This is a genomic window from Grimontia sp. AD028 (genome assembly GCF_000973155.1).
Taxonomy (GTDB): Bacteria; Pseudomonadota; Gammaproteobacteria; order Enterobacterales; family Vibrionaceae; genus Enterovibrio; species Enterovibrio indicus.
Genome location: NZ_LASY01000093.1, coordinates 1 through 11,910 on the forward strand (window position 1 = coordinate 1; position 11,910 = coordinate 11,910).

General features: G+C 48.5%; 10 protein-coding genes. 4 read left to right on the forward strand and 6 right to left on the reverse strand.

Annotated features, from left to right (window positions below):
• Positions 1-150: 150 nt before the first annotated feature.
• From RN22_RS18950 to RN22_RS18965, 4 genes are all read left to right on the forward strand, one after another.
• Entirely contained in the window at positions 151-402 is a 252-nt protein-coding gene (locus tag RN22_RS18950) for a hypothetical protein (protein WP_002539055.1), read from the forward strand.
• A 49-nt stretch (positions 403-451) separates the two neighbouring features.
• Positions 452-709 carry a hypothetical protein gene (locus RN22_RS18955; protein ID WP_046306706.1) on the forward strand — a complete coding sequence of 86 codons (258 nt, stop codon included), beginning with the start codon at positions 452-454 and terminating at the stop codon, positions 707-709.
• A 307-nt stretch (positions 710-1,016) separates the two neighbouring features.
• On the forward strand, positions 1,017-2,393 hold the full coding sequence (locus RN22_RS18960) for a hemolysin family protein (RefSeq protein ID WP_046306709.1): 1,377 nt from the start codon (positions 1,017-1,019) through the stop codon (positions 2,391-2,393).
• Entirely contained in the window at positions 2,393-3,403 is a 1,011-nt protein-coding gene (locus tag RN22_RS18965; protein ID WP_046306715.1) for a CNNM domain-containing protein, read from the forward strand. Before RN22_RS18960 ends, RN22_RS18965 begins: the two co-directional genes overlap by 1 nt.
• 142 nt (positions 3,404-3,545) lie before the next feature.
• On the opposite strand, the gene RN22_RS18970 is transcribed toward RN22_RS18965, so the two are convergent.
• The 6 genes from RN22_RS18970 to RN22_RS18995 all read right to left on the reverse strand — a co-directional run bounded on the left by RN22_RS18970 (position 3,546) and on the right by RN22_RS18995 (position 11,751).
• Positions 3,546-6,170 carry a hypothetical protein gene (locus RN22_RS18970; RefSeq protein WP_046306717.1) on the reverse strand — a complete coding sequence of 875 codons (2,625 nt, stop codon included), beginning with the start codon at positions 6,168-6,170 and terminating at the stop codon, positions 3,546-3,548.
• Positions 6,171-6,667: 497 nt separating this feature from the next.
• Positions 6,668-8,272 carry an ABC-F family ATPase gene (locus RN22_RS18975; RefSeq protein ID WP_082111439.1) on the reverse strand — a complete coding sequence of 535 codons (1,605 nt, stop codon included), beginning with the start codon at positions 8,270-8,272 and terminating at the stop codon, positions 6,668-6,670.
• 309 nt (positions 8,273-8,581) lie between these two features.
• Positions 8,582-9,166 carry a histidine phosphatase family protein gene (locus RN22_RS25010; protein ID WP_046306710.1) on the reverse strand — a complete coding sequence of 195 codons (585 nt, stop codon included), beginning with the start codon at positions 9,164-9,166 and terminating at the stop codon, positions 8,582-8,584.
• 110 nt (positions 9,167-9,276) lie between these two features.
• Positions 9,277-9,693, reverse strand: a complete 417-nt coding sequence (locus RN22_RS18985) for a DUF4260 domain-containing protein (protein ID WP_046306712.1) — start codon at positions 9,691-9,693, stop codon at positions 9,277-9,279.
• Between the two features lie 129 nt (positions 9,694-9,822).
• Positions 9,823-10,239, reverse strand: a complete 417-nt coding sequence (locus RN22_RS18990; RefSeq protein ID WP_046306720.1) for a GNAT family N-acetyltransferase — start codon at positions 10,237-10,239, stop codon at positions 9,823-9,825.
• A 387-nt stretch (positions 10,240-10,626) separates the two neighbouring features.
• Positions 10,627-11,751 carry a M14-type cytosolic carboxypeptidase gene (locus RN22_RS18995; protein ID WP_046306714.1) on the reverse strand — a complete coding sequence of 375 codons (1,125 nt, stop codon included), beginning with the start codon at positions 11,749-11,751 and terminating at the stop codon, positions 10,627-10,629.
• Positions 11,752-11,910: the final 159 nt, after the last annotated feature.

Here is an 11,910-nt window from a genome sequence, read left to right on the forward strand (position 1 = left end):
CAGTCAATCTCGCTGAATCCGGCATCTTCAGGTTGTTTGGGTATAAAGGGACGCTTCGGCGTCCTTTTTTGTCTCAGTTACCTTTCAATATCGCAAAGTTAGGAAAGCTCTCCTACCCTTTTAGTTGTCAGCAAAAAGGGGATGCGATTTATGTTCAGCGTAAAAAACACCATAAAAACCACACTTCTAGCCACCGCAGTTTTCGGCCTTGCCGCCTGTTCCGATTACGATCCTGTCGCAGAAAGTGACTGCAACAAAGTGGTCAGCCACGCTCAGAAAATTCTTGGTGCCTTAGCACCCTCTGCAGGCGAATTGATGAGCCAATGTAAAGCGGCTTCGGACAGTGAACGCGGCTGCGTGATGGCTTCCACCAAAAAAGGCCAGCTTGCGCAGTGCCTATAACCGAATAAATTGTCGTATACTGGCGCCCGTTTTTTAACGGGAGCCATGTATGCAACGTTCCACTCTTATCGGCCTCAAAGTCGGCCTGCTCGCCCTTCTTCTTTTTATCGGTATGCTCGGCATGAGCACCAACTCACCCGCAACAGAATGGCTCAAAGAAGCGTTTCTGGGCATTAGCTTTGCGTTTGCATTTGGCTTAGGCGCTCCGGAAGCATTGGCTTACATACTGGCGACAATCGTGTTTATTGCGGTTTTCTGTGTGGGGTATTTTGTTGGGAAGAAAGCTTCTGGCAAATTCGATAGCTAAAGCCGACCACAAGCCTGAATAAATCAAAGATTTTTGTAACAGCCCGTAAGCCCAAAAGTGGCCAAACTCGCCGTCATTAATCGCGATTTTCGGCCATTGCGGCCGACTTTCCGAGAGCATGGAAACCCCTCTGGCCGTGTGTCTCAGTAAGTTTGCAGGGGATAATCAAACTATTCACTAGACTATTTCCACATCGCGGAAATATACTGCGCTTCCTGTTATTACTGTAGGAATACTTTGTGGACCCCAACTCTAGTCGATTGTGTCAAACCTTACTGGCTTCTTGTCATCAAGGGAGGACACAGCAATGATTGAGACCCTCCTTACCCTTCTGTTCGGCATTCTATTTATCTTGGCTATTATCGCAGCAAACGGCTACTTCGTTGCCCAAGAGTTCGCGTACATGGCTGTGGACAGAGCAAAACTCGCAACCCTTGCTGCGACTGGTGATGCCGCTGCTAAACGCGCGCTCAAAGTGACCAAACGTACCAGCTTTATGCTGTCCGGTGCCCAACTGGGTATTACGGTAACCGGTCTTGTTCTGGGCTTTGTCGCGGAACCTCTGGTCGGCCAGTCTCTGGGTGTATTGCTACAAGGCTTTGGGTTATCGCTAGAGGCGGGGATCGCTCTAGGTACCGTCATCACCCTGGGTGTCGCTATGGTCGTTCAAATGATCATGGGCGAGCTGTACCCGAAAAACCTCGCGATCGCGAACGCAGAACCTATGTCTCTGATGATGTCCCGCTCGACACTGATTTACATGTCTGTGTTTAGCTTTTTCATCAGCTTTTTCGACAAGTCAGCCAACCTGCTGCTTCGTGCGGTTCGCATTGAGCCAGTACACGATCTGGACGTGAGTGCATCGGAAGAAGATTTGCACCACATCATCGCTAACTCGCGTGAAACGGGTGACATCCCCGTCGAGCTTTCACTGATGATGGACCGTATCCTGGATTTCCCAGAGCGCGACGTAGAACACGCGATGGTGCCTCGTTCACAAGTGGATTGGGTTGAGCCAGAAACCACATTGACTGAGCTGGTGTCTCTGATGGCACAAGCACATACCCGTTACCCTGTGGTGAACGATGACGATGCGCCTGTGGGTGTGGTTCATCTTCCTGATGTGTTGGCACGTATTGATGCTGGCCATGCTGACGACACCGTAGAATCGGTGATGCGTCCTGCTACTGTTCTGCCAACGCTCATGAGTCTGCCAGACGCACTGGATCAGTTGGAGAAATCTACCAACCATCTGGCGTGTGTCATTGACGAATACGGCGGCTTTGCCGGCGTTTTGACGATTGAAGATCTGGCGATGGAAATCGTAGGTGAAATTACCGACGAACACGACGCCGACGCGGCTGATGCCGTTGTTCCGCAAAGCGACAACGTATGGCTGATGGAAGGTGACGTTCACATCGACGAAGTGGAGCGTGCGATTGGCTACGACCTGCCGAAAGACGATGTAGAAACCATCGCCGGTATGTTGATTGCGGAGCGTGGTGCACTTCCAGCTGAAGGTGAGACAGTCGTTATCGAACTGCCAGTCGACCCATCCGAATTTGCTTCTGGCGAGCTGTTCAAGCGCCATCTTGAAGTTGAAGTGTTGCGTATTGAGCGACACGTTCCAACAGAGGTGCGCGTCAAGCTTGTAGAGAATCCCATTGAGGAGGGTGAAGAATGATGACCGATCCGTTGATTGTCACTTTGGTGACCTCTGCCCTCATCGTATTGAGTGGCTTTTTCGTTATCATCGAATTTGCATTGATGGGTGCACGTCGCCACCGCCTGGAAGAAATGGCTGTGGAAAGTGCGTCTGCACGCGCTGCGCTGCGTGGCATGAATGACCTGACACTCATGCTAGCCGGTGCCCAGTTGGGCATTACCTTCTGTACCTTTGCGTTGGGTGCAGTCACCAAGCCAGCGGTAGACCATTGGATTGGACCCGTGTTTGCCTCGGTGGGCATGCCGGAATGGGCGGTAGATGGTGCGTCGTTCGGTTTTGCGCTCTTTGTGGTGACTTTCCTTCACCTTGTTGTCGGTGAAATGGCACCGAAATCCTGGTCGATTGCGCACCCTGAAAAATCAGCACTGGCAATTGGTTTGGTCGCGCGCGCTTATGTGTGGCCACTGCGTCCGTTGCTGAACTGGATTAACAGCATTGCAAACCGACTGGTAAAAGCGTCAGGTGTAGAGCCTGTAGAAAGCGCCGCTGTCGGTGGACAAGACATTGATACCATCCGTCAACTCGTCGAACACTCGGGTAAAGTGGGTACACTTCAACCGAGTATTCAGAAGCAGCTTTCTGGCCTGATTGACCTGAGCTCAATTCCGGTTGAAACACTGGTGACAGAAGGTCAGGTGATGGCCCATGTCGACAAACGCGCAACCGTTGCAGAAGTGCGCAAGGTGTCGATGGAAACAGGACACATGCGTATTCTGGTGTTCGGAAATCGTGGCCTTAAACCGCTAGTGGTTCATGTGCGCGATACCCTGCTGGAACCCGCTGACCGACCTGCGCGTGAAGTTGCACGCAAAGCGCATGTGCTTGATGCAAACACACCAGTTTACGAAGCGTTGGCGCGTATGCGTGAAGCGAGTGTGCAGCTTGCCGTGGTAAGCAAAGGTGACAAGATGATTGGTGTGGTGACACTGGCAGATATCCTGAAACGTGTTCTGCCAACAGCCGCCTGATGTCTTCACCGTTGTTCAGGTAACAGTGACTAACCTGTAGCGCTTACCAAAACACAAAAAAGCCAGCAGACATTCTGCTGGCTTTTTCATTTATGGAGACAATGGGTAGCTAACAGAAATAGCTACCCCAAACGTCCCAGATTTATTGCACTACACTGCCATATTGGTCGACCTGAACCATATAAATGGATCTGTCGTTACCATTTTCAGCAGAGTCTTTACCTGTGAAAATCAACGTGTAAGCGCCGTCATCTCCCACAGGGGTGATATCCAACCCGAGGCTATTTTCGCTGTTATCCTCACCAGTAAACGACAACTCAGCGCCGACTCTTATTCCATTGGCATTGAATTTCTGCGCCCTGACTTCATATCTGCCATTGTCGCCAATAGTTGCCCAGGCAACAACGTAATCGCCTGAACTACCGACACCCACCACTTTGGCAGGACCGTGACCACCAGGCATCATGAACTTATCCGCAGCTTGTTTCGCATTACCATTTTGATCAAACAGCTGCATGTAGGTATGCCATTGGCTACCTTCAATACCGCGCCATACGACCACAAAGTCTCCGTTAGCATTGGTTCGACTGATGGACGGACGATCGTTCGAGGTGGTGCCAGCCAGATTCAAAGTCTTAATGGATCCAGCCACATAGGTGTTAGTGGTAGCATCCATCAGAGCCAGTTTGACTGTTCCGCCTGACGAACCGGCAATGGCATATTTCCCGCCACCAATGCTGACTACGTTGGTTTCTAGATCACCCACGCCATCCGTTCCGCCGATTGCCAGTGTTTGCGTACTACCCACTTTCTGCCCCGTAGAATTCAACATCACAACATTGGTTGCCGTCGCTGTTGAACCTTGGTTCCAGGAAATAACGTAATTTTCATTGGTCAGAACCGAAATCTCGACCTTGGCCTCGATTGGGTAACCATTGCTGTTCGCGGACACGGAACCGACTGACTGAGCGCTGCCGATCTTGTTGCCCGAAGTATCAAGCAATTGCATGTACAGCTGGAAGTTATTCTGCCAAACGATAACCGCCGTGGTACCTGACTGGGCAGAAGTCACCGTTCTAAGCTGAGAAGGACCCAGATCCATTTCTGGCCCTGTCGCTGCGCCGCCATGGTCTGCAGGGTTGGCATAAACTACCTGAGCATAAGAATGAACGTTCAAGGTGGTGGAGTTGTTATATCCCGTCCAAGTAACGAGCAGATCACCCTCTTCGTTCAGCTGTGTAACCTGAGGAGACTCAATCTTCTGCCTTGTACCGAGGACTAACTCCTCACCTTTGAGTGTCCCATCAGCATTGAAGGTTTGGAGGTATACCTTGTTATCACCGTAGTAATTAGTGCTCCATCCGCGCCAAACTACCGTGTAACTGCCATCATCTTTCGTCGTCGTGACATAGGCAGAATCATCCACGGTGTTATCACCACTGCCTTCGATAACCTGGGTACCCGTGCCCGAACCATCGTCGTCCGCGATAACGATACTTGCGCTGCTCAGGTCACTCTTGTCAGTTTTCACCCACGCTTGCAGGGTAAAGTTTTCACTGTTTTCAGCCGTGCTGTCGTTTACGGTAGATAGCGTAATACGAACAGAATCGATGCCTTGTGGCAGCGAAATTTCTGTCAGGGTTGAAGAAATGGTCGCAGAGCCAGTCGTTCCATCTGAATAACGCAGGGTCACAGTGTTCAGATAGTCGCTGTTTAGCAGTGCAGTACCGTCTTTAAGCGCCAGACGGAGTTTGGTGGTCGTACCCTCAGTATCCTTGTCGAAGTTGACGGTCGCATTAATTTGACCGCCTTCAGTCACAGCGCTTGAGTCAAGCGTGATACCTGAAACGGTTGGATTAGACTCGCTTGGGAATACCGTTTTTGGATAACACGTGTGATCCTCTGAAGTCACCGTGCCCATCGCACTGATGCGGGTTGGGAACAGGCCAACTTGCACCCTTTCACCTGTCGATGGGTTCACGCGGAAAATCCAGTTACTGTTCACATTCCCGGAAACATTCTGGTTTTTAGCTGCAATTATCAACTGACCGTTTTGGTCCAATGTCGCGGCTGCAACGAAGTCAATAAAGTGGAAGGCCTTGAGTGTTTGTGCGCCCGTCGTGGTATCAATGCTAAAGCTACGACCATTAGTCACAAACAGGAGCTCGCCTTCATAAAATACAAACGACCCCCAGCTTGAATAACCACCAAAGCGTAGATTGTTATCAAAGGTGCCAATGTCCGTTATCTCACCAGTGGTCGGATCCACTTTGAAAATGCTGGTAGCGTCAGATGCGTACAATTCACCCGTGTCTGGGTGAAAAGCCATTCGCATAATCTGTTTTTTAACGGTTGGGCCATCGACATGTTCACCCGTCTCAGGATTCATGTACGCAAGCTGATAGGGCTTTCTCTTTTTCGCGTGAACATCGAGTGCTGCATACTCTTCAGGCGTAAAGTCAGAAGCAGGAATATCCGCATAAAACTCAGTAGGCTGAGTAGAATTGGCGTAGTAAAGGCGGTCTGTCACACGGTCGTATGACATGGCTGAACCACTGAATTTTGCTCTTGAGTGATAAAGGGAGCGGCTCACAGCATCCGTTGTGTAGCTATTTCCCATCTTATCCAGCTCTTGCACATCCATCAAAACGCCGACATGGTTGCGTCCGGCATTCATGGAGTACACATTCCCTGCACAGTTTGCAAATGATTGTGCTGACGAAAGCGCTCCCGCCAACACCGCCATCGAGACAAGTGTTTTTTTCATATTGAATTGACCCATCATCCATAAAATTTAAGGTGCTCACCCAACTCTCGCGGTTGTATTTGAGCACTCGCAGTTCCCTCATCAATTGGGCTGCCAATGTTTGATTTTTAAAAAAGGCGCTTGATGATTAGCTGCAAGCCTACTTCAAATATTTCGAATGAGTTTTACTCACAAATGAGACAAATTTGCTTTGGAAGTGTAAACACGAAGGCGTTTACTTCCTGACCACCAAAAAGAAGGAGATAAAGATTAAATGCCCGTTACTCTCATCCGAACCAAAACTAATTCGAAGTATTAAATTAGAATGAATAATGACAAGAAATGTAGGGATATTTAGATTCCCATCCAGTTTTCACTTCACGCTTAAAGTGACGTCTTATTTTTGGGAATGACAATGAAAATAGTGAGGTTTAAAAGCCGTTAGTTTTTCGACATCAAATGCAAAAACGCCACCTCTACAGGTGGCGTTTGTTTCTATCTATTCAGTGAGTTTGGGCTTATGCCGCACTCAATAACTTCTGCTGATGGGCAAGGTACTCTTCATATGTGCCTTGGAAGTAATCCAGCTTCTTGTCTTTGATTTCGATAACCGCCGTCGCCAGAGATGATACAAACTCGCGGTCGTGACTCACGAAAATCAGCGTTCCCGGATACACTTTCAGCGCGCTGTTCAGTGCTTCAATGGCTTCCATGTCCATGTGGTTGGTTGGCTCATCCATCACCAGCACGTTGATGTCTTGCATCATCAGCTTGCCGAAGATCAGACGGTTCTTCTCACCACCCGAACAGTTTCTGGCTTTCTTGTTCACGTCATCTTCGGTAAACAGCAGACGCCCCAGAATCGCACGCACAATCAGGTCGTTGTGCTTTGCGGTGCGCCACTGAGAAATCCACTCAAAGATGGTCATGTCGTTGTCGAAATCAGCAGTACAATCCTGCGGACAGTAACCGACAGACGCATTCTCCGCCCACTTCACCACACCTTGGGTTTGCTCAAGCTCGCTCACCAAGCAGCGCAGCAACGTGGTTTTACCCACACCGTTCTCACCGATAACCGCGAGGCGCGAGCCTGCTTCCAGCAGCAGATTACCGTTTTCAAACAACATCTCGCCGGTATAGCCATGACCCACTTGTTGCAGCTCAAGCGCCTGACGGTGCAGTTTCTTGCCTTCACCAAAATCAAGCGACGGACTGATACGGCTAGAGGTTTTCACTTCATCCAGCTTGATTTTGTCCATGCGTTTCGCGCGCGAACTCGCCAGCTTCGCTTTAGAAGCGTTGGCACCAAAGCGGTTCACAAATTCTTGCAGCTCGCTAATCTCGGCCGCTTTCTTAGCGTTACTCGCCAGCAATTGCTCGCGTTGCAAACCAGACGCTTCCAAGAAGTAATCATAGTTACCTGCATAGATTCGCAGCTCACCGTAATCAATGTCTGCCATATGGGTACAGACTGTGTTCAGGAAGTGACGGTCGTGCGAGATAATAATCATGGTGCACTTACGCTGGCTCAGCTCTTCCGCCAACCAACCGATAGTGTGAATGTCCAGGTTGTTCGTCGGTTCGTCCAGCAGCAGAATATCCGGGTTCGCAAACAGCGCCTGCGCCAACAGCACACGCAGCTTCCAGCCCGGCGCTACTTGCTGCATCAGGCCAAAGTGCAGATGTTCTTCGATACCTGCTTTAATCAGGATATCGCCCGCGCGGCTTTCTGCTGTGTAGCCGTCCATTTCCGCGAACTCGACTTCAAGTTCCGCGACTTTCATGCCGTCTTCTTCGCTCATTTCCGGCAAAGAGTAAATGCGGTCACGCTCTTGCTTCACTTCCCACAGCTTCTTGTCACCCATGATGACCACATCAATCACGTTGAAGTTTTCAAACGCAAACTGATCCTGACTCAACACACCTAACTTCAACCCCGGTGCGATCGACACGTTCCCTGAGCTTGGTGCCAATGCGCCGCTCAAGATCTTCATAAAGGTCGATTTACCACAGCCATTCGCGCCAATCAGGCCATAACGGTTACCGTTACCAAACTTTGCTGAGATGTTTTCAAACAACGGCTCCGCGCCAAATTGCATGGTGATGTTAGCGGTTGAAATCAATGAAGTATTCCTAGATGAATGATGAGAAGTGTTCTGAGCGCAGCTTTATGTGGCACGAACAAACAGGCGGCGAATTATACAGACTAAATTGGGAATGAACAGATGGGAGCAGGCTAGCGCTGGAAATGCGTTGATTTCAACGCTAGCTAAAGGAGAGGCCAGAACAGATCGGCCTAACACGATTATGGACAATTCGGAGTTAGGAGTTACGTTTGTGAGCAATCAATTCGGATAACTTCAGATAGGAGAAAGTGGAGTAGACGACTTTATTCTTCGATAGTATTGGCTGCTGACGCAGCCAAAAGAATGCTATTTCTTATTGACCGGAGAAGGGCTCATATGTGTTATGTTTATCAGCTCAGTGCGTCCCCAAAAACCTTTGCTCGCATACTCTACAGTCCAACCTCGGCGCTTTAACTCTTTCGTAATAAGCCTATTCGAAATACCATGCCCAAAAACAGAAACGTTTTCATGTTCACAGGCTTTGGCAATAATTAGGTCTGCGGCTGAAATAGCACGCTTGCGGCCGGTTTGATACGATTCACTATTACCCGATATACCTAAAAACCAACACAGCCTAGCAATAACCAACCAACTATTAACTGGCATCGAAAAAGGTAGCTTTAGTCTAGGAATATCCATTTCTCTCAAGTCATTTAAAACCAAATCCGCTCCTTTACCCAAACATATTTCTGCTGAGTGTAGGGAGCGATTCAGGTCACTAGAAAATGTATAGCTGTTATGGAGTTTTTCGTTTAGTTCTTGAGGTGGAAGACTTTTTGGGCAAACAAACGATCGATTGTAGGCTCGAACCCACTTTGCAAAACCAACAGCCGTAACTCTAGGGTTTGAGCTTGCAACAGGCCTCCCATGTCTAACTAATGTAATTCTCACTAAACCTCCTTTTCCGTGGATCAACATAACGCCGCCAACACAGGGCGAGCGCAGCGAAAAAATTGATCCAGTGTAGTGTTTTTAGTCCCCATTAAGTCTTTGTTATACGCTCAGCCAACAATATCACTGCTCTGGTTGTTGCTTTTAAAAGATTTATGCTTCCCAATCCTGCCTAAGTGAGTATCGGAAAAGCCTGTGCTGTATTTCAAGCCGTAGCCCAAAGCTCGGTCAAACCCTATATGCGCAAACCAAATTAGCGATAAGCTAACGACCAAGTCACTTTGGCTGATGATGCCAATTGCGAGAGCGATTGCGGAGCTAATGATGGAGTGAGTGATGTTGTAAGCAATTGCACCAACCTTTGGGCCAGCTAAATACCCCAGAAAGGCAAGGTCGGGCAATAAAAATAACCAAGCAAAAAACGCCCAATCGCCGTCAAGTTGATTAAAAAACGAGAGCGATATTAGGAATATACATAGCCCTTCCAAACGCAGTATTAATTTCAGTTTCCCTGTAACAAATGACATTTAGCATCCTTACTCTTCTAGCACATAACATCAGCATAATGGGCATTTACCAGCACAAATTGATTGAAACGTTTAAATCACCGCTTTTCGAAAAATGCGCCACGAGTAAACGTCCCGTTTATGCCCTTGTTATGTGATAATTTTTCGACCACGTTCTAGCACCCAGCAACGCTCATTTCTTGTGTAACCAAGTTGCTCGTAATATTCATTGGCTGATGGTGCGGCGATCAGGAAAAGTTTACAAGTTGATTGAATTTTCGCTTGCGTTTGAATCTGTAACTGCTTCCCAATACCTAATCTTTGATATTCTTCATCAACCGCAAGATCTGATAGATAGCAACAATAGTGGAAATCTGTAACTGAACGGGCAACACCTACCAGCTTACTACTATCCCAAGCAGTGACGATGAGATTGCTATTATCCAGCATCCCTCTAATACAGTTGGTATTTTCTACTGGGCGACGTTCTCCAAGAGTCGTTCGCTTAAGCAGGTCAATAAATTGTTCAGCAGAAATTTGCTGGTTAACCTTATACTCGATCTTCAGTGCGACCTCCTTATCAATCACATCACAACTTATTAGCGGGCAGCTTGCCCGTTTAATACAAAACCGGGACGTTGGATTAGTTCGCGTACATTTATGACAACGTACCTTATAGGTATTTAAAATCAGTGGATTAACTTTTAAAGTTGCGACCTAAATGGGAGAAATCGGGCGTCCCGAATTTAAAGCGTTCGCATTTTTACTACATACATATCCCGGTATTTTTATACATAGGGAATGCAATAGAAAAATTTGGCCATTGTGCGTCTATTCAAGTGCTGGATTGTTCGAAACGTTAACTCACTTTAGGGCAAAACCGAGCTATACAACCGCTTTATCCTTCAACCAAAAACGCCACCTCTCGGTGGCGTTACGCTTTAAATAAACCCATCAAAGCTTTGGCAATGTCGCCCAAATGGCGGCCAGCATATCACTGCCGAAGGCGGCGCTGCGATCTGGTGACCAGCCGTAAATTTCGTCTGGCTGGTCATTGTGGTCTTTAAATGGCATCTCAACGGTGTAAGACAGACACTTGAATTGCTCTGCCACCCAGTTAGAACCGACAGTCAGGTTAGCTGTGCCTGGTGCATTTTTCGGGTAGCCATGCTCGTCTTGAAACTCTGGGGTGATGGTCAGCAGCGCTTGCTTGAAGTGAGCCTCGAGCGCGGCGAAGTCTTCATCGTAGGAAGGAATGCCTTCGCTGCCTGCCACAAAGTTGTATGGGATCGCTTCGTCACCGTGGATATCCAGGAACATATCTACGCCCGTTTCCAACATGCGTTCGCGCACGTAGAAAACTTCTGGGCTTCGCTCTACCGTCGGCGTTTGCCATTCGCGGTTAAGGTTTGCGCCGACCGCGTTGTGACGCAAATGACCACGAATGCTGCCGTCTGGGTTCATGTTAGGCACAACACGGATAACCGCGTTATCAATCAGCGCTTTGCCGACGGTGTCGGTTTCATCCAGCAGACGCATCAATAAGCCTTCGATAAACCACTCGGCCATGGTTTCACCCGGGTGTTGGCGGCCAATCACCCAAATATTCTTCTTACCTTCGGCTGGTTCGCCAATGGTCAGCAGGCTGATGTCGTTGCCATCAATGGTTGCACCCAGTGTTTCCAGTTTGCAGGCATAGTGGGTTTGCGCTTCGTGCAGCAAATCTTGATGACGCTCGTAAGAGTAAGGCGCGAAATAGGCAAAATACATGGAGCTTGCTTCAGGTATCACTGAGAAGCGCAGGTTGTCGCCATCAAACTCTGAAGGAATACGAAACCACTCGTTACGATCGTAAGACGCAACCACATCGTAATCCTGCCAACCTTCTGGGTAAGCGGATTTAGCAAGGTTCAGCAGCGTGAACTGGTGAAGTTCCTGCGAATCACTTTCCAAACGGAAGTGGAACCATTGCGCAGTTTCAGTGTTGTTGTCGGCTGGGATTGAAAGCTGAATATTGGCTGGTGAGTCAGCGGAAACCACCTGAATGTTGCCGCTGTCAAAGTTGCTGAAGATTTTCATTGTTGATCGTCTTTCTTATCGGAATTTGGGAATCACATTAGCATAGTTCCCGATTCGCGAAAGCAAGTATACCCAAACAACCTGAAGATGCAGGATTCAGCGAGTTTGACTGGCGTTGTGATCGCGGCGTTCCTTTGCAGGTGTAGCCATCTCCATCAA